16 protein-coding genes and 1 pseudogene are annotated in these 18,116 nt (G+C 36.3%); 14 read left to right on the forward strand and 3 right to left on the reverse strand.

Annotated features, from left to right (window positions below; genetic code table 11):
- The first annotated feature begins 5 nt into the window (after positions 1 to 5).
- From panD to H1D32_RS15460, 13 genes are all read left to right on the forward strand, one after another.
- Positions 6 to 389, forward strand: a complete 384-nt coding sequence (gene panD / locus H1D32_RS15400) for an aspartate 1-decarboxylase (RefSeq protein ID WP_261179164.1) — start codon at positions 6 to 8, stop codon at positions 387 to 389.
- A 309-nt stretch (positions 390 to 698) separates the two neighbouring features.
- Positions 699 to 1,748, forward strand: coding sequence for a tetratricopeptide repeat protein (locus tag H1D32_RS15405; RefSeq protein ID WP_261179165.1), 1,050 nt, complete (start codon positions 699 to 701; stop codon positions 1,746 to 1,748).
- Positions 1,749 to 1,903: 155 nt separating this feature from the next.
- Positions 1,904 to 4,714, forward strand: coding sequence for an ATP-dependent DNA helicase DinG (gene dinG, locus H1D32_RS15410; RefSeq protein ID WP_261179166.1), 2,811 nt, complete (start codon positions 1,904 to 1,906; stop codon positions 4,712 to 4,714).
- 37 nt (positions 4,715 to 4,751) lie between these two features.
- The gene (locus H1D32_RS15415; RefSeq protein ID WP_261179167.1) at positions 4,752 to 5,642 is read left to right on the forward strand and encodes a ComEC/Rec2 family competence protein; all 891 of its coding nucleotides are present in this window, start codon (positions 4,752 to 4,754) and stop codon (positions 5,640 to 5,642) included.
- A gap of 247 nt (positions 5,643 to 5,889) precedes the next feature.
- Complete coding sequence (locus H1D32_RS15420) at positions 5,890 to 6,108, forward strand: hypothetical protein (RefSeq protein WP_261179168.1); 219 nt, start codon at positions 5,890 to 5,892, stop codon at positions 6,106 to 6,108.
- Entirely contained in the window at positions 6,054 to 7,187 is a 1,134-nt protein-coding gene (locus H1D32_RS15425; RefSeq protein WP_261179169.1) for an amidohydrolase, read from the forward strand. Before H1D32_RS15420 ends, H1D32_RS15425 begins: the two co-directional genes overlap by 55 nt.
- A 558-nt stretch (positions 7,188 to 7,745) precedes the next feature.
- Positions 7,746 to 7,913, forward strand: coding sequence for a YpmA family protein (locus tag H1D32_RS15430; RefSeq protein WP_261179170.1), 168 nt, complete (start codon positions 7,746 to 7,748; stop codon positions 7,911 to 7,913).
- Positions 7,914 to 7,921: 8 nt separating this feature from the next.
- Positions 7,922 to 8,401, forward strand: coding sequence for a cell wall elongation regulator TseB-like domain-containing protein (locus H1D32_RS15435; RefSeq protein ID WP_261179171.1), 480 nt, complete (start codon positions 7,922 to 7,924; stop codon positions 8,399 to 8,401).
- Between the two features lie 138 nt (positions 8,402 to 8,539).
- Complete coding sequence (locus H1D32_RS15440) at positions 8,540 to 9,727, forward strand: pyridoxal phosphate-dependent aminotransferase (RefSeq protein ID WP_261179172.1); 1,188 nt, start codon at positions 8,540 to 8,542, stop codon at positions 9,725 to 9,727.
- A 150-nt stretch (positions 9,728 to 9,877) separates the two neighbouring features.
- The gene (gene asnS / locus H1D32_RS15445) at positions 9,878 to 11,167 is read left to right on the forward strand and encodes an asparagine--tRNA ligase (protein WP_261179173.1); all 1,290 of its coding nucleotides are present in this window, start codon (positions 9,878 to 9,880) and stop codon (positions 11,165 to 11,167) included.
- Positions 11,168 to 11,330: 163 nt separating this feature from the next.
- Positions 11,331 to 12,032, forward strand: coding sequence for a DnaD domain-containing protein (locus tag H1D32_RS15450; RefSeq protein ID WP_261179174.1), 702 nt, complete (start codon positions 11,331 to 11,333; stop codon positions 12,030 to 12,032).
- A 366-nt stretch (positions 12,033 to 12,398) separates the two neighbouring features.
- On the forward strand, positions 12,399 to 13,064 hold the full coding sequence (gene nth, locus H1D32_RS15455; protein WP_261179175.1) for an endonuclease III: 666 nt from the start codon (positions 12,399 to 12,401) through the stop codon (positions 13,062 to 13,064).
- Positions 13,051 to 13,545 carry a YpoC family protein gene (locus H1D32_RS15460; protein WP_261179176.1) on the forward strand — a complete coding sequence of 165 codons (495 nt, stop codon included), beginning with the start codon at positions 13,051 to 13,053 and terminating at the stop codon, positions 13,543 to 13,545. Before nth ends, H1D32_RS15460 begins: the two co-directional genes overlap by 14 nt.
- A gap of 53 nt (positions 13,546 to 13,598) precedes the next feature.
- Here the strand turns inward: H1D32_RS15460 and H1D32_RS15465 are convergent, their stop codons facing one another.
- Entirely contained in the window at positions 13,599 to 16,106 is a 2,508-nt protein-coding gene (locus tag H1D32_RS15465) for a transglycosylase domain-containing protein (RefSeq protein WP_261179177.1), read from the reverse strand.
- A gap of 19 nt (positions 16,107 to 16,125) precedes the next feature.
- Positions 16,126 to 16,733 (reverse strand): annotated as a pseudogene (gene recU / locus H1D32_RS15470) (Holliday junction resolvase RecU).
- Positions 16,734 to 16,839: 106 nt separating this feature from the next.
- Between recU and H1D32_RS15475 the strand changes: the two are divergent.
- Positions 16,840 to 17,823 carry a DUF2515 domain-containing protein gene (locus H1D32_RS15475; protein WP_261179178.1) on the forward strand — a complete coding sequence of 328 codons (984 nt, stop codon included), beginning with the start codon at positions 16,840 to 16,842 and terminating at the stop codon, positions 17,821 to 17,823.
- A 93-nt stretch (positions 17,824 to 17,916) separates the two neighbouring features.
- On the opposite strand, the gene H1D32_RS15480 is transcribed toward H1D32_RS15475, so the two are convergent.
- A complete protein-coding gene (locus H1D32_RS15480) occupies positions 17,917 to 18,039 on the reverse strand; it encodes a hypothetical protein (RefSeq protein ID WP_261179179.1) in 123 nt (40 codons plus the stop codon).
- Positions 18,040 to 18,116 lie beyond the last annotated feature (77 nt).

Genomic DNA, 18,116 nt, shown 5'->3' on the forward strand with positions numbered 1-18,116 from the left:
AACTTATGTTTAGACATATGATGAAAGGGAAAATTCATCGCGCGCGCGTCACAGAAGCAAATTTAAATTATGTTGGCAGCATTACAATTGATGAGGATATTTTAGATGCTGTTGATATGTTACCAAACGAAAAGGTGCAAATTGTTAATAACAATAATGGTGCTAGACTAGAGACTTATATTATTCCTGGTAAGCGTGGTAGTGGAGTTGTTTGCTTAAATGGTGCGGCTGCAAGGCTTGTTCAAGAAGGTGATGTTGTCATTATTATCGCATACGGTCTAGTTCCTGATGAAGCGGCAAAATCCTTTCAACCAAAAGTTGCGATTATGGATGAAAACAATCGCATCGTTGAAATGATCGGAACTGAACCAGCTTTTACAATCCGTTAAAGGTAACAGTGATGGAAACCGAGTCTATTCGGACAGGATATGAATTTTAATAAACTTGTCCGAAGTTGTAGTGAGTTTGGACGTCAAATTACAATTAAATGTAAAACCCATGTTCCAAAGAGTGCGGTTGGAACGCCAAAAGGCATTAAATGAAGAAATTCTGTTCCAAAGGGCGCGGACCATTCCGAAGTTGGTTCGAGTTGGGATAATAGAGAGTTGTTACATCAACGAACGAGTCTGATAAGAATATTAATCCTCCTAATGTAAAACACTTAGCATAAGTTGTTTTAACTGTTAGGGGGATTTTTTATGGAAAAATGGGTCAATGATTGGCATACCCGATATTGGAAGTTAAAGAAGTCAATTGAAAACAATAGCCTAAATGAAAATCTCTACGAAGAGTTAGCAAAAGAATGTGGAGCATTATTAGAAACCTGGATGGAAATGGAAGATAAATTAGATGATATCAAAGAATTAAAAGCTCAAACCAATTTTGATAGTCATTCCTTTGCTTTACCGAAAAATCTTGAAGGTCCAACTTATTTTCATTTAGAGATGTTTGAAAAAGCAATTGATACATTAAAAACAGAGATTGAAACTGAAAAACCACATGAGCTTACCCTTTACCTTTATTTAGGCTTTTCTTATTTATATGAGGGAGAAATCGATCGAGGAAAAGAAGCGTTTCTGTTCGTTGTTCAGACTAGTGTAAATCGGCTTGAAAAGCATTTCGCTTATGTAGGGTTAGGTTGTTTATACGGAAGAACTCATCAGTATGAGGACGCCATTCATTATTTTGAGAAGGCGAATTCTCTTTATAATAATATCGACGTACCGTATAATATAGGAATGGCTTTTGTGATGTTACAAAAATACGAGCTCGCAATTCCTTATTTTGAACAAACAATTAAGGCAAATGATGAAGACGGTGAAGCGCGCTATTTTTTAGGACATTGTTATTTAAAGCTAGGGAATGAAACGAAAGCATTCGAATCTTGGTATGCTGCATTACAATTGTTGGAATACAAAGATTTACTTGTGACCATAGCTTACGAGTTTGAAAATTTTGGTTACTATTCGGCAGCTATTCATTGCTACAAACGTCTAGAAGCGTTAGGTTTTCAGGAGCCATGGGTGTACCATGGAATTGCCTGGAACTACGGCCTCCTAGATGAAAAAGAGTTGGCAATTTCAATGTTTGAGAAGCTTCTTGCAGAAAATGAAAAAGAAACAAATATCTGGATATCATATTTATGGCTTTCATCTAAATGGAATGACATAGAACATTTTGAAACACTCGTGAAGAAAGCAAAAAAGGAAAATATTGACCATCCGTTAATCGATAAAATTTTAAGTTAGTGGTATGATTAGACAAGTGATTTAGGGAATAAGGGTTCAGGGGTTGTTACCCTTGAACTTTCGTTATAAGCTTTGCAGGGGAAAGTAAAGAGTGAATACATAGAAATTTTGCAGTTTGCAGACAGACAAACTTGAACATATGAGAGGTGAAGCTAGTGAAGGAAAAGTTTGTAGTAGTTGATTTAGAGACAACAGGTAATAATCCGAAAAAAGGGGATCGGATTATTCAAATAGGACTTGTTGTGGTGCAAGAAGGGAAAATAACAGCGCGGTTTTCTAGCTTCATTAATCCTGAGCTAGAAATCCCTGTATTTATTCAACAGTTTACAGGAATTAATGACGCGATGGTGAAGGATGCACCTCTTTTTAGTAGTGTTGCGCCTTCTTTATTAGAATATTTGGATGGGGCTTATTTTGTTGCACATAACGTTCCTTTTGACTTATCATTTTTGCAATATGAATTAGAATTGTGCGGCTATAACGGATTTACAGGACCAATTATTGATACTGTTGAATTAGCCCGCTTATTATTGCCCTCTGAAGAAGGATTTAAACTAAATCATTTGGCAACTAAATTAAATTTAAACCATGACCGTCCACATCAAGCAGATAGTGATGCGGAAGTAACAGCTGAAATATTACTGATATTACTTTCAAAACTAGTGAATTTGCCGCTGCTAACATTACAAAGGTTAAAACCGATTGTAAGTAAATTGGATTGTTCTTTAGATGAAATCATTCAAAATGCAATTACAGAAAAATTAACAAAGGTTGCGCTAAACGATCATGAGTTAGAGGAGTTCCGTCAAATAGTTTTACGTAAACCTGTTTTGTTTGGCAAACAATCTTCACCTGCCGATATAACTGAGTTTATAGAAGATTTGCCTGAGATTGAGACAAAGCTTTCAAGGGAATTAGAGGGCTTTGAAATTCGTCATGGGCAAAAAGAGATGATGACCTTAATTGATGATGCCTTACATTCGAATCAACATTTACTTGTTGAAGCAGGAACAGGAACTGGAAAATCTATTGCCTATTTACTCCCCGGTCTTTATTTTGCAAAACAAACTGAAACTACTTTGGTCATAAGTACCCATACTGTACAATTGCAACAGCAACTTTTAGAGCGGGATATGGAAATTTTAGAAAAGTCAGTATCTTTTCCTTTTCGAGCAGCGGTTTTAAAAGGTAGAAGTCATTATTTGTGTTTGCGGAAGTTTGAACAAAAACTTGATGATCATCTAGACCAAAATTATGATACCCTCCTTTCGAAAGGGCAAATCTTAATTTGGTTAACCGAAACACTTGAAGGTGATGTTGAGCAATTAAATTTGCCTAGCGGCGGCAAAGTTTTTTGGAGTGAAGTCCAAAGCGATGCCATTACATGTGTGGGTAAACATTGCCCTTGGTTCTCAAGATGCTTTTATCATCGTGCAAGAAACAATGCACATGGAGCAGATTTAATCGTTACAAATCATGCCTTATTGTTTACGGATATGACGCAAGATCATCAATTGTTGCCGAGTTATAAACAAGTCATTGTCGATGAAGCCCATCACCTTGAAGAAGTGGCAAGTGATCACTTTGGGATGCGCACAGATTATTTTGCGTTTCATCATTTATTTTCAAGATTAGGAACAATAGAAACAAATGATTTGTTAAAAAGTATTGTAACCATTCAAGAGAAGCTAGGACTTAATTTGGATCAGTATTTTCATGAACTTGATCAACTCATTGTGGATTTGAAATATGATTTAGATGAATGCTTTCGAATGATACATGCAACTGTTGTAAGGAACATGACACGCTCGAAAAATGAAGTTGGAAGGTTAAGTTTACGATATTATCCAGACCAAATGACAGGCAATGGCTGGAGAGAAATCCAAGAAGCAGTTCTTAGAGTACAAATGCAATTGAAAGATACCCTGAAGCTAATGAAAAGAATTACTGATGAGCTTTCACTTGAGGACAATGAGTTAAACTTTACTCAGACAGGAATATTGTCTGCATTTAAAGGATTATATGCAAATTTATCAGAAGAAAAGGGTAAGCTAGAGGAGTTGTTGTTACACTACGATCCGAATTACGTCTACTGGATTGAAGTTGATGCAAAGGGAGCGAAAAATGCAACCTATATCTATAGTAAACCTGTTGAAGTTTCGGAAATTATGGCTGATACTTTTTTTAATAAAAAATTAAGTGTTGTTTTGACGTCCGCAACTCTAACCGTAAAAAATTCATTTAATTATATTATTCAACGTTTAGGTTTGGAGGACTATGGTGTCACTACTCATATAATTGACTCTCCATTTAAATATAGTGATCAGGTACAGCTTATGGTTCCAACCACAATTCCAAATATAAAAGAAGTTGATGAGAACGAATATACCTACGAGGTTGTTATAAGCATTTTGGATATAGCGAAAGTCACTAAAGGTAGAATGTTAGTGCTATTTACCTCATACGATATGCTTCGAAAAGCATTTTATCAATTAAAAGATCTGATTGTTAATGAGGAATTTGTACTAATCGGGCAAGGCATTAGTAGTGGTAGTAGAGCGAAGTTAACAAAAAACTTTAAGCAATTTGATCAAGCGATTTTGTTTGGGACAAGTTCTTTTTGGGAAGGTGTTGATATTCCTGGAGAAGATTTAAGCTGTCTTATTATCGTTCGGTTACCGTTCTCTCCACCAGATAATCCTGTTTTCGAGGCTAGAAGTGAAAAACTAAAAGAATTAGGGAAGAGTCCATTTATGGAGCTCTCATTACCTCAAGCGATTATCCGCTTTAAACAAGGTTTTGGAAGGTTAATTCGTTCTTCGCGAGACCGTGGAGCTGTCTTTGTTTTTGACCGAAGAATTACTGAGACACGCTATGGAAAATTATTTATTCAATCTTTACCAACTGTTCCTTTGCAGCAAAAATCATTAGAACAATTATTATATGAGCTTGAAAATTGGTTATAATGTAAAAGATTTGAAACAAGCTTTCGGAGTGATGACGTTGAGAAAAGTTTTTGTTGTATTTGTGTTAATAGCACAACTATTTTTATCCACATACGGGGTCTTTGCTGAGTCAATTGAAGTTGATTTAAATCTTGAAGAACAAGATTTAGCTTACACATTTTTTGACTTATCAAACGGTGAAGCGACTCTATTACAGTCAGGCAAAGGACACAATATTTTAATTGGAACAGGTAGTTTGGAATCACAAGAAGAATTGGAACAAAGATTAAAGATGTACCATGTTGAAACTATAGATACCGTCATTATTACTAATCAGTCAGATGAGTACACAGGCAATTTACAATGGGTCATTAATAATTTTAATGTCCAAACAGTGATCTTACCTGAGGTAATTAAGGAGCAAATGATTGCATTTCACCACCTTCATGATAAGGAAGTTGTTGGCTGGAAGAAAGGTGACAAAACGGAACTACTACCATTTTTAAAAACAGAAGTGATCTACGTCGAGGACCGAGAAATAGAAGATAAGGGAGCTCTTGTAATTGTATTTACATATGGCAAACAAACGCTGTTATTTATGGGGATTGCCGATAAACAGGTCGAAAAACAATTAGTGGATGCGTATGCGTTAAAGTCGACTATTTTAAAGGTTGCTGACTTTGGAAGTGAAAAGGGAACTACACAAGCATTTTTAGAAGAGGTTGATCCACAAGTAGCCATACTCTTTAAAAAAAATGGTGCAACTGTTAGTGAATTAGTGCTTGAAAGACTTCAAGAAACCTGGATTGATATTTATCAAACATATCGCTTGGGTAGCGTATCGATAAAATGTCACAATGATGATTATGAAATCTTAACTGTTAGGCCTCAGGAGGAGGATTTTTCCTTTGGCTTAGCGAACAATATATCAAAAATATTTAAAAACTAATGTAATGAATTTCTGAGCTTGTCAATATCTTCACCCACTTCTTAAATTGAAATGTAGAATTTAGAATGTAAAATGTAGATTGATTGAAAAATTTTTGCTCCGGCCTTACTTTCAGCATTCTACATTTTAACTTTAGTCACGCCACAAGAGGCTACATCTAGTTGACTTAAACCATTCAACTCTAGACGTAGCTTGATGTGGCTGATTTATTGGAACGACAAATAGCAAAGTAGTAAAGGAGAAACAAATGAAACAACTTTTTTACAACGGGGTCATTATAACTGGGGAAAAAGATGAGGTTATTGAAAATGGATATCTCGTCGTTGAAAATGGCGTTATTATTGAGGTTGGATCAGGCAACCCATTACATGCTTTAGAAGAAGTAAATGAGAAAGTTGATCTACATAATAATTGGGTAATGCCAGGGTTAATAATACTCATGGGCATATTGGTAGTTCTTTACTAAGAGGCTTTGGTGACGACTTACCCTTAGATGTTTGGCTAAAAACAAAAATGTGGCCAATGGAAGCGAAATTTACTGCGGAAACAATTGAAGCAGCTGCCTCTTTAGCCATTTTAGAAATGTTAAAAAGCGGTACAACAACATTTTTAGAAATGTATCATCTTCACTTAGAATTAATTGCTAATATTGTCGATCAATCTGGGATACGCTCTGTTTTAACTAGGGGAATGATTGGACTCTGTTCGCCATTAGAGCAAGAGAAAAAATTAGCTGAAGCTATTGAGCTAAATAAAGTACTAAGATCGATTGGTGAAGGACGTATTACGACAATGTTAGCGCCGCATGCACCTTATACTTGCCCACCTGCATTTCTAGAAATGGTTGTTCAAGAAGCAAAAAAGTTAAGCCTTCCAATCCATATTCATTTGTCTGAAACTGCTCAAGAAGTTCAGAATCATATTGATACCTACGGGAAACGACCAGCTATTCATTTAGCAGAGTTAGGGGTATTTGAAGTTCCAGCGTTAATTGCTCATGGGGTGCATCTAGATGCAGCAGAACTAGACATATTGTCACAATATGAAGTTGCTGTTTCCCACAATCCAATAAGTAACCTGAAGTTAGGTTCAGGAATTGCCAATATCCCCAAAATGCTTGAAAGAAACATTTTAGTGGCCATTGGCACAGATAGTGCTGCATCAAACAATAATTTGGATATGTTCCAAGAAATGAGAATGGCCGCTTTAATCCATAAAGGGAATCAAGAGAATCCTACTGTAGTCTCAGCTCAAGATGCTTTATTAATGGCTACTTATAATGGCAGTAAGGCTTTGCAATTAGAAGAAACTGGAATACTGAAAATTGGCAAAGAAGCTGACTTTATTGTTATCGATAGTCAAAAGCCTCATCTTCAACCAAATCAGCAAGTTATTTCACATTTAGTATATTCAGCATCAGGTAGCGATGTCATCGATGTTTATGTGAGAGGTAATTGTATCATTCGGAACAAACAATGCTTGACATTGGATGAAGAAAAAATTATTTTTGAAGCTAATCGGGCATTTCGTAACATTCTTTCCTAAAAAAAGAGGCTTTACTCAAAGATGGTGTTGCGAAAGAAGGTACCATAAGTAGCCTTTTTATCGCATTGGTCACCATCTATTTGGCGTTAGCCATAATGAGTAAGCCTTAAAATAGGTGTAGGTATTGGAGGTTATTTTGGATACTGTAATTGGTTAAAAAGTAACTAACCATGAAAATGCATTACTTTTTTTGGAATAACTCCGGAAAAGTAGTCTGCCTAAAGCAGTAATTCAAGGTATTCTCAAAGTTGGGTCGTTCCGGTGAAGATAAAGAAAAGCTCTTTTTTTCCTGTTGATACCATTCACAAATGCTCAGTTGTGAAGTTGGTTCTATTGTAAGAGTTTGCTTCACGCTCACGCCTCCTTTGTTGAGCGGTACTAATATTATCTCCCTGAGGAACAGAGCTATGTTTAGTAATATTTATTTAAGAAGGAAGAAGCTTTTCTGTAAATAAAACTTACAAGCGCATAAGTACCTCGACAAAGGGATTAGCTTTTAAAAACAAAGTAAAAGATAAGACTAATTTCGTTAAAATCAAGTTGATGGGAGAATGAACCATGAGCAAAATAGAAGTAATTTCAACTGTAAAAGTAACCAAAACTGCGGATTTATATAAAATTGTTGATGCTTGTAACAAAAGCTTAAAAGATCGTGATTTAATGTTTGGCCTTGCTTCAGATGAAAAAGACAAAACAAAAATGGTTTTTACCATTTATCATTCATAGGATTAGATATGGGGAAAATAATTAGTTTTGTTGGTGTAATTTTAGGAGTGCTTATCGTCTGGCAAGGGCTACAATTTTTTTCGAATGTGAAAGATCCAATTCGCGAAGCTGAAAATTCAGCATTAACTTTTTTAGAAGAAAATATTGAAATCAGCGAAATTGTTAGTGCAGATTTTTATCATGGAACTCTAAGCTATCAAGTTTTTCGTGGCTTAACTGAAAATGAGGAGGAAATCATTGTTTGGGTTCCTGATACATTAGATTCTTTAGTCGTGAAAAAAAGTAATGAAGGAATAAACTTTAATGAGGCCTTTCAATTTACACAGGAAGAACTTCAGCCTAAAGAAGTAATTAGTATTAAACTTGGGATGGAAAATAATATTCCATTGTATGAAATTATCTATATTGATCAACAAAATCGGTATTCGTATTATTATATTACCTTCAAAGATGGGTCATATTTAAAACATTTTCATCTAGGAATGTGATAATTTTAATAATAATCTGAAAAAGGCTTGAAAGCTGTTGATAACACATTTATAGTATGTTTTAAGAAGAATTTATTTCAGTTATACTTTAAAGCGAAAAAGAGAAAAAATGTTTAATTGTTGGATTGGAGGATACTAATGAAATTAGCAAACAGAGTGTCAACTTTAACACCATCATCAACCCTGGCAATTACAGCTAAAGCAAAAGCTTTAAAAGAAGCGGGGCATGATGTCATTGGCTTAGGTGCAGGAGAGCCTGACTTTAATACACCAGATTATATTATTGAGGCTGCAATTAAATCAATGCACGACGGTCAAACGAAATATACTCCTTCTGGTGGTCTGCCTGCATTAAAAGAAAGTATTATAAACAAGTTTAAACAAGATCAAGGTATCACTTATACACAAAAAGAAATTGTTGTTGCTAGTGGTGCCAAACACGCACTATATTTATTGTTTCAAGCATTATTGAACCCAGGTGACGAGGTCATTATTCCTACCCCTTATTGGGTGAGCTATCCTGAACAAGTGAAGCTTGCTGAAGGAACACCAGTGTATATTGAAGGTATTGAAACGAATGATTTTAAAATAACTAAACAGCAGCTTGAAGAAGCAATTACTGAAAATACGAAAGCATTTATTTTAAATTCGCCTAGCAATCCAACTGGGTCTCTTTATTCAGCCGAAGAATTAAAGGAACTTGGAGAAGTTTGCTTAAAGCATAATATTCTTATTGTTTCAGACGAGATTTATGAAAAGCTCATCTATGGTGGGGCAATTCATGTTTCAGTTGCTGAGCTATCTGAAGAGTTAAAACAGCAAACGATCATCATTAATGGTGTTTCAAAGTCTCATTCAATGACTGGCTGGAGAATCGGCTATGCAGCCGGAGACGCAAAGATTATTACGGCAATGACCGACTTAGCAAGCCATAGTACATCTAACCCTACTACGATGGCCCAATTTGGTTCGATTGCTGCGTACAATGTTGAAAGTGATTTTGTTGATAAGATGAATGTGGCTTTTGAAGAGCGCTTAAATGTAGTTTATGAGCAGCTTGTGAACATACCTGGTATTAGCTGTGTTAAACCTAAAGGTGCATTTTACTTATTTCCAAATGTGAAAGCTGCAGTAGAAATGAATGGTTTTTCAAATGTCGATGAATGGGTTGAAAAAATCCTTGAAGTCGAAAAAGTAGCATTAGTTCCTGGTTCAGGCTTTGGTGCTCCTGATAATGTTAGACTTTCGTATGCTACATCTTTAGAGCAAATACAAGAAGCGTTATCACGAATTGAAAGATTTGTAAAAAATAATATCAAGGCGTAAAAAAACTACATCCCTTCATGACGTTGATTCTCTGTCAAATCAGATGTATAATGGTTAAAGTCGATATTGATGTCTAGCTACCTAGCTTAGGCTTTTCTGATTGGCTAATTATACATATAGATAGATACAATGTTTATGGAGGGAAAATTTGTGAAGACGACTATTTCTCAAGTTGGAAAATATACAGATCAAGAGGTCACTATTGGTGCATGGCTTGCTAATAAGCGATCGAGCGGTAAAATTGCTTTCCTACAATTACGTGATGGGACAGGCTTTATCCAAGGGGTTGTAGTAAAAGCGGAAGTTGCAGAAGAAGTATTTGCAACAGCAAAAAACATGACTCAGGAAAGTTCTTTATATGTAAAAGGAATTGTAAGAAGCGATGAACGAGCTCCCTCTGGATATGAATTAACTGTTACAGGAATTGAAATCATCCATGAGGCTGTTGATTATCCAATTACACCGAAAGAGCATGGAACTGAATTTTTAATGGACCACCGTCATTTATGGTTACGGTCAAAGCGACAACACGCTGTAATGAAAGTTCGTAATGAATTAATTCGTGCGACCTATGAATTCTTTAATGAAAATGGCTTTGTAAAAGTAGATCCTCCGATTTTAACAGGAAGTTCTGCAGAAGGAACGACAAACCTATTCCATACAAAATACTTTGATGAAGATGCTTATCTATCCCAAAGTGGACAACTTTATATGGAAGCGGCTGCGATGGCGCTAGGAAAAGTATTTTCATTCGGTCCAACTTTTCGTGCTGAAAAGTCAAAAACTCGTCGTCATTTAATCGAATTTTGGATGATTGAACCGGAAATGGCATTTGTTGACCATGAAGAGAGCCTAGAAGTTCAAGAGCAGTACGTTAGTTATATGGTTCAATCTGTATTAAAGAACTGTCAACTTGAATTAAAAGTATTGGGTCGTGATATCTCAAAACTTGAAAAAATAGTAGCTCCTTTCCCAAGAATTACTTATGATGATGCTATTAAATTCCTGCAAGAAAATGGGCATGAAATACAATGGGGAGAGGACTTCGGTGCACCTCATGAAACAGCAATTGCCGAGAGTTTCGAAAAACCAGTATTCATTACTCACTACCCTGCAGAGATAAAGGCATTTTACATGAAGCCACATCCAAATCGAGCGGATGTTGTTCTTTGTGCGGATATGATTGCTCCTGAGGGCTATGGGGAGATTATCGGTGGAAGTCAACGTATTGATGATATGGATTTATTGCAAAAACGTTTTGAAGAGCATAATCTTCCAGAAGATACGTACAAGTGGTATTTGGACTTACGCCGTTATGGTTCTGTTCCACATTCAGGCTTTGGCTTAGGGTTAGAAAGAACCGTGGCTTGGGTATGTGGCTTAGAGCATGTACGTGAAACGATTCCATTCCCACGTCTGTTAAACCGTTTATATCCGTAAGAAAACCCAGTAGTAAGAGATTACTAAACAACTCTATAGTGAGTTTTATTAAAACCCCGATCTTCGGGGTTTTTTCACTTCTTTACAGTATAAAATAAGCCAAGTGTTCTCGGAAATACTGCAAGCAAAATCATGATATAATTACTTTTGAGGTGGAAAACAGATGGACCGAAAGATGATGATAAATTGGATTAACGAAGGCACGGTATCAATACCTAGCAGACTTATTCAAGATTATAAAAAGCTTAAACTAACTGAAAGTGAAGTTATGTTGCTCATTCATGTGTACTCGTTTCTGCAACAAGGAACTAGTTTTCCAACACCGGAAATTCTAGCTAATAGAATGAGCCACTCTGAAGCAGATTCAATGCAAATGCTGCAAAGCCTTATGAAAAGGGGATTCTTAGAACTACAGGAAACCAAAGATGAGAACAATAGTATATCTGAGGCATTCTCCTTAGCGCCTTTATGGGACAAGCTGATCATGTTATCGTATGAGCAAAAAGAAGAAAAGCAAGTGGCAGCAAAGGCCGATGATGAACGAACATTGTATCATTTATTCGAGGGTGAGTTTGGACGTCCATTGTCACCGATGGAGTGTGAACTTATCAACATTTGGTTGGACCAAGAAAGCTATAATCCAAATCTTATTAAAGCAGCATTAATGGAGAGTGTTGTTTCCGGAAAACGAAATCTTCGCTATATTGATCGAATTTTAATTGAATGGAACAAAAATGGTGTTAAAACAGTCAAAGAAGCCAAAGAATACGGTGAAAAATTCCGTAATCATCAATACAAGTCAACAACCCCAACACAAGCAGAACCCAAGAAGAAATTTCCTTCGTATAATTGGCTAAAGGACTAGTGTAGAGTGTAGAGTGTAGAGTGTAGAGTGTAGAGTGTAGAGTGTAGAGTGTAGAGTGTAGAGTGTAGAGTGTAGAGTGTAGAGTGTAGAGTGTAGAGTGTAGAGATTGATCAACGCTTCGCAATGTATTTAAAAAGACATGCGTAGGTCAGATGTAATGCAATTTATTGATCAAAATGCGTGAGCTATTTAAAAATATAGAAAGTAAAACTTATTATTTCAGTTGGTGGGAATGAATTTATTCCCACTGCGAAGCAGTCTCAGACATGGGAAAAGTGACGTAGGGAAGTTCACTTCCTTATAAGTCACTTTTCCCATGTCTGAGACCAAACTGAAATTGAAAAAAACTTCCTAGGAGGTGTTTTTATGCTTACCAAAAAGAAAATTGAAGAAGAAGTATTAGTGCAAATGGAGAAAATGTTTCCTGAGGCCCATTGTGAACTGAACCATGAAAATCCGTTTGAGCTAACAATTGCTGTATTGTTATCCGCACAATGTACAGATGTTTTAGTTAACAAAGTAACAAAAGATCTGTTTCAGAAATATAAAACGCCTGAAGACTATTTAGCGGTTCCACTTGAAGAACTTGAAAATGATATCAGAAGAATTGGTTTGTATCGTAATAAAGCCAAGAATATTAAAAAATTATCTCAGGCCCTTATCGAAGAATACGGTGGTGTAATACCGAGAGAAAGAGATGAATTAGTTAAATTAGCTGGAGTAGGTCGTAAAACAGCAAACGTTGTGATCTCGGTGGCATTTGGCACCCCAGCTATTGCAGTTGATACCCATGTTGAACGAGTGAGTAAGCGCTTAGGAATTTGTAAATGGAAAGACTCAGTACTAGAAGTTGAAAATACATTAATGCGAAAAATTCCAAAACATCTTTGGTCGGATACTCATCACCGTTTTATCTTTTTTGGTAGATACCATTGCAAAGCTCAATCACCTCAATGTGAAATTTGCCCACTGTTGCACTTATGTAGAGAAGGGAAGAAGCGCTTAAAAGGAGGAAAAGATGAAAAAAATTAGAATTCCTGAAGCGTTCGTACTTGCCCCTTTTTTTTATGAACATGAAGAAATTCAATTTAATCAGGGTGCAGAATTTATTGATATGATAAATGATGAACCACTCATTTTTGATGTATTGCATTATTTATCCGAGGATCATTTAAAACCCTGGCTAGATAAAAACGTATATATTCCTCAGTTACTAGAGGATTGGCAGAAAACTGAGCCGTTAATTATCAATTTTTTTCAGGTACGCGACCGAAAAGGGGCGTTAGAGCCTATGACACGAATGGTTAAGCTCTTTTTAGCATTTCTTTTCTGGACGAATAATCAACCTGTACCTAATCTAAAGAACCTTATCGCCTCAATTAATGAACTAAAAGTTAAGCCAGTTAATAGTGAGGAAAGAATTGGCTATATTCTATCAGCACCCAATCATCATCATGCTTATACGCAATTGAAACAGCTATTTATTGAGCAACAAAAAAATATGCAATTATAAAACAAAATAAAAGATAGAAAAAAGCGCAAGGCATTATGCCTTACGCTTTTTCATTATTCGTTTTCAGTCTCATCATTATCATCGTTTTCGCCACTAACGTCCCCATCATCGTCGTCATCATCATCATCGTCATCTCCGCCACCAATAATATCTATTGGGTCAGGAATTGTAATAATTGGTTCTTCTTCTTCTTCAACTTGTTTCATTGGAACCACAATTGATAATTCAATTGGATCACTTCTTAACTGGTCGTTTAAAGTGGAGACAGTTACTAGTCTAAAACGGTAAAGTGCATCATCTTGGGGATTAAAGATGATATGTTGCATTTCATCTGAAAGAGAAAGGACTGAATACGCCCCATCATTTATGGACACCTGTAGTTCAAACAAGTGGTTTTGACGTCCTTCATCTGGGAAAGTCCAAGTTAAAATTATTTGGTCTGTAAGTTCATGGAATTCTCCCATAAAGTCCTGAGGTGCCATTGGTTTTGCAAAAACCTCCGATACCTCTGTGGGTTCTGTTCCTTTGACAAAGTATTCGTAAATGATCTCATCTTTCGGTGTTGTCGGACTTGGAAGTAAACCAGTAGATTTTTCAACACCAACTCGAACTACACTGCTTGGCTGTGTAAAGTCGGGAGTTTCTTTTCCTTTTGAAATTTCAGCCATCAATTCTTTAAAGAGATATTTGGCAACGTGTTCACTATGACCATCGTACTTTAGATACCCATCCTCTGGTGTATCATAGCCGGTCCAGACAGCGATCGAGTAGTTGGTCGTATAACCTGCAAACCAAATATCTTTCGCGCCATTTGTAATGTTATAACGCTTTTTCTCTTCTTCGTCAAAGTTAGAGGTACCTGTTTTACCAGCCATTGGAAGCCCATCTACTTTGGCACGTGGACCCGTACCTGCTGGACCTACTGCAGATTTAAGCATATCTGTTACCATAAACGCTGTATAATCACTCATTGCTACTTCAGAGTCAGGTGCTAAATTAATGGTTCTTCCATCAGGGAAAACAACTTTTTTAACTGTATGTGGTTTGTGGTAGACACCTTCATTTCCGAAGGCTGCATACGCTCCTGCAAGTTCTAAAGTTGAAAATCCATTTGTAAAACCACCAAGAGAATACGATTCTTCAATTGTATCTAATGGGATCCCTAGTCCTTTTCCGAATTCAGCAGCCTTATCAATCCCGACAGCTTGAAATGCTTTTAAAGCCGGGATGTTTAATGATTTCTGCAATGCGTAACGCATTGATACATCACCAGAATAACGACCGTTAAAGTTTCTTATAGGTACACCGTTTGAGTACTGATGCGGTTCATCTTTAATTTGGTGGTATGTCGACCACTTTAGATGTTCAATGGCCGGGCCATAATCTAAGATCGGTTTAATCGTTGAACCAGGCGATCGACGTGAGTCTGTTGCCCAGCTAAAGCCACGTTTGATTTTGTCTTTTTGGCGGCCACCACCAATAGCTTTTATTTCCCCAGTCTTCGTATCGACTACCGTAATTCCAGCTTGGAAAGCTTCGTCAGGGAAAGTAATAATATCGGTTTGTAATAGCTTCTCTGTATATGCTTGCGCTTCTTGGTCAAGTGTTGTATAAATTTTTAAACCACCAGTATAAATGTCATTTGAAGTAATTCCTTCAATTGCTTCAACTTCTTTAAGAACTTGGTCTAGAAATGACTGGTACGGATAAGAATTTTTTTCGGACCGCTTTAATTGTTCTTCAATTTTCACTGCTTTTGCTGTTTCTGCTTCAGCAGCGGTAATCTTTCCATGGCGTTCCATTAGGGTAATTACAATATTTCTGCGTTTTTGTGCCTCTTCTGGATTGTTAAAAGGATTAAAGAAATTTGGGCGCTGAGGGATACCAGCTAAAAGTGCAACATCTTCAATTGCTAATTCGTCTAACGTTTTACTAAAGTAGCGATCAGCTGCCTCAACAACACCCCAGGCTCCTTCTGAAAAGAAAATCGCATTTAAATACATTTCTAAAATTTGATCTTTTGAGTAAGACTGTTCTAATTTAATTGCCATGTATTGTTCTTGTAATTTCCGAGTGACCTTTTTTTCAGAAGTTAAGAATAAGTTCTTAACTACCTGTTGGGTGATTGTACTTGCACCTTCAGCACCAAAGCCACCAGTAACATTTGCTCGAACAGCACCACCGATTCGGCGAATGTCAATTCCAAAGTGTTCGCGAAAGCGCACATCTTCAACCGAAATAAAAGCATCTTCTAACAACTGTGGTATATCTAAAATGCTAGCTGAGCGACGGTTCTCTGATGCACTTAACGTAGTAAAGAGTTCATCATTTTGGTCAAATATTTCTGGGTTATTAGCTAATCTTAGCTTACTAGGGTCAAGTGGTGGCGCATCTTTAATGATTGAAAAAACTGTTATGCCACCAGCTACTACCAAAATAGCCATGAAAATTGAAAATGCAATTAAGATTTTTTTCATCATACCTTTTTTCTTGCCTGAATTATTCTTGTTTGATTCCTTAACTTTACGACGACCTTGCCTTGTACGTAAATCTTCTGACATGATCCATCTTCCTTTCGATTTATGAAAAATAAACTTCTTCTACAACAGATAAATAGTCGATACGAGGGTAAAGTCCAAGTGGTATCGCGTGCCCTAGAACTTCTATCTCTTTTTGGGAATGGATTTGCGACTACTTTCTTGATTTAACCAAAATGCACATAAGTGATTAGCATCCAATAAATAAACTTCATTAGTTATTGAAAACCTAAGTATAGAAAAGCAAATGCCTTTTTGAGTAAGAACTTGTCTCATGTGCTCTATTTGATGTTTATGAAAGTTCTTCAAAGGAAATGACGTCTTATTTCTAGTTTCCTTTGCCTCAAAATCAATATACTTCCCTTTAAATACACCATTATAGTCTGTGGTTGAGGCTTGTTGAAAATAGGCTTCTTTAACCACTGCAGCACTTCTTTTTGGATAATCTACTTTTACAATTTGCAGTGGAGTAGGTTTTTTATGAATAACCGCACTCCCTTTTGCCAAATAATATTCGTTAGAGTTATTAATATCTTCTTCAAGACTCATTCCGCGATTGCCATAGGAGATATTGTTTGGTAATTTTTTTTGTTGATTACTTGTTTTGTGCACTGGAGAATATACTTTTCCATTTGGATAACGTATTGTCATTTGCTGCACCCTTTACAAAGCGAACTCGTAATAATCCTTATTACATCATTAAATCATACCATAATTTCATAAAGCTGAATAGACTTGTGATCCAGGAGCTGGCGCCATGACTATATACTCATTATCGTCTTCAGAGAAAGAACTTATAAGAAAAGTTTACAAAGAAATCGAAGCAGGTAATATAGATAATATTTCACGTACCGTATTTTATGAGCAGTTTTATTTAAGGAACAAAGAAATTATTTGGGCCTTTTTAGCAAGTTTCGTGTCGAGAAATGCCGGGTGGAATATGACTGATTTAGAGGGGGACCTGTTTCGTGAGTTAATCCCACAGAATTATCGGGAAATTTTATTTTTAACCTACGAACGAGCGAATTGGCTAATCTTTTCCGATGCGTATCCGCAGTTACTTATCTACGAAATTTCTAAACGAGAGGGAAAGCCGTTATTTCATTTACTGAAATTCTTTCACATATCAAAATATATTGAAGTTGAATGGCAGAGGTTTTGGCGTGATAAAGATGTTGAGCGATTATGTAAAGCGCTTATTGTTAATGAGCAGCATGTCATACAAAAACCAGTGATCGAGGATTCCTTTTATAAAGCTAAAGTATTTCGAAGTTTGCCATTTATAGCTGAAGATAAATTACATTTTAGTACTGTTCTCTTTCCGACACTTGATGGAAGACTCTACGGGTATTCAGTGCATGGGTTTACTAAAGTGAAAAATAGAATTGAACTTGGAAAAAGACTTAATTGGTTATTGTTTCATTCAAATGAAAAAGAGAAAATTCGTGAATTTGCAGCTCAAGTAAATCATACGGGTTCAAGATATGATTACGAAAAATTTGTAAAAAAAGTAGCTAGAAAACGTACTCCGACCTTGAAATCGACCTTTCCGGTAATTCACCACCATCGAGGTGAATATAGAGACTGGTTTTCTAAAAAAGATGCCCGAAAAGTTGAAAATTACCTGAAGGAGCCGACATTAATAGGCGATTACGATTTAACAGATTGGTACTATCAAAAACAACAGCAGCTTCAACTAGCTGCAAAAATTGAACAGAAATTACTAAACTTAATTAAGTAAGACGACCTAAAAGCAACAAATTTACGAAAACGAAAAAAGGCTTAAATAAAAAGAGGCAAACACATAAGTGTTTGCCTCTTTGCTGGCTCAAGATCATTCTGCTGGGCGATCTGGGCCTCCTAACTTCTTATCACCATAGCCAGGTTTATTTTCTACAACTCTTTGTTTTTCGTTTTTTGATGCTTTTTTCATTTGTTCTTTACTGCGTTTTGCCATTAGTTCTCACCCCCTTAAGAGAGGTTATTTACAAGCTAAGTTTCCCCTTGATGTTGAAATTTCATGTAAGTGATTAT

The sequence above is a fragment of the Anaerobacillus sp. CMMVII genome, from assembly GCF_025377685.1.
Taxonomy (GTDB): domain Bacteria; phylum Bacillota; class Bacilli; order Bacillales; family Anaerobacillaceae; genus Anaerobacillus.

Excerpts from the sequence above, each read along its gene's own strand:
- H1D32_RS15435 (WP_261179171.1), top strand. The coding sequence starts at position 7,922 with ATGGGGAAAATAATTAGTTTTGTTGGTGTAATTTTAGGAGTGCTTATC.
- H1D32_RS15465 (WP_261179177.1), bottom strand. The coding sequence starts at position 16,106 with ATGTCAGAAGATTTACGTACAAGGCAAGGTCGTCGTAAAGTTAAGGAA.
- H1D32_RS15475 (WP_261179178.1), top strand. The coding sequence starts at position 16,840 with ATGACTATATACTCATTATCGTCTTCAGAGAAAGAACTTATAAGAAAA.
- H1D32_RS15480 (WP_261179179.1), bottom strand. The coding sequence starts at position 18,039 with ATGGCAAAACGCAGTAAAGAACAAATGAAAAAAGCATCAAAAAACGAA.
- H1D32_RS15440 (WP_261179172.1), top strand. The coding sequence starts at position 8,540 with ATGAAATTAGCAAACAGAGTGTCAACTTTAACACCATCATCAACCCTG.
- H1D32_RS15460 (WP_261179176.1), top strand. The coding sequence starts at position 13,051 with ATGAAAAAAATTAGAATTCCTGAAGCGTTCGTACTTGCCCCTTTTTTT.
- H1D32_RS15450 (WP_261179174.1), top strand. The coding sequence starts at position 11,331 with ATGGACCGAAAGATGATGATAAATTGGATTAACGAAGGCACGGTATCA.
- nth (WP_261179175.1), top strand. The coding sequence starts at position 12,399 with ATGCTTACCAAAAAGAAAATTGAAGAAGAAGTATTAGTGCAAATGGAG.
- H1D32_RS15405 (WP_261179165.1), top strand. The coding sequence starts at position 699 with ATGGAAAAATGGGTCAATGATTGGCATACCCGATATTGGAAGTTAAAG.
- H1D32_RS15420 (WP_261179168.1), top strand. The coding sequence starts at position 5,890 with ATGAAACAACTTTTTTACAACGGGGTCATTATAACTGGGGAAAAAGAT.
- H1D32_RS15430 (WP_261179170.1), top strand. The coding sequence starts at position 7,746 with ATGAGCAAAATAGAAGTAATTTCAACTGTAAAAGTAACCAAAACTGCG.
- panD (WP_261179164.1), top strand. The coding sequence starts at position 6 with ATGTTTAGACATATGATGAAAGGGAAAATTCATCGCGCGCGCGTCACA.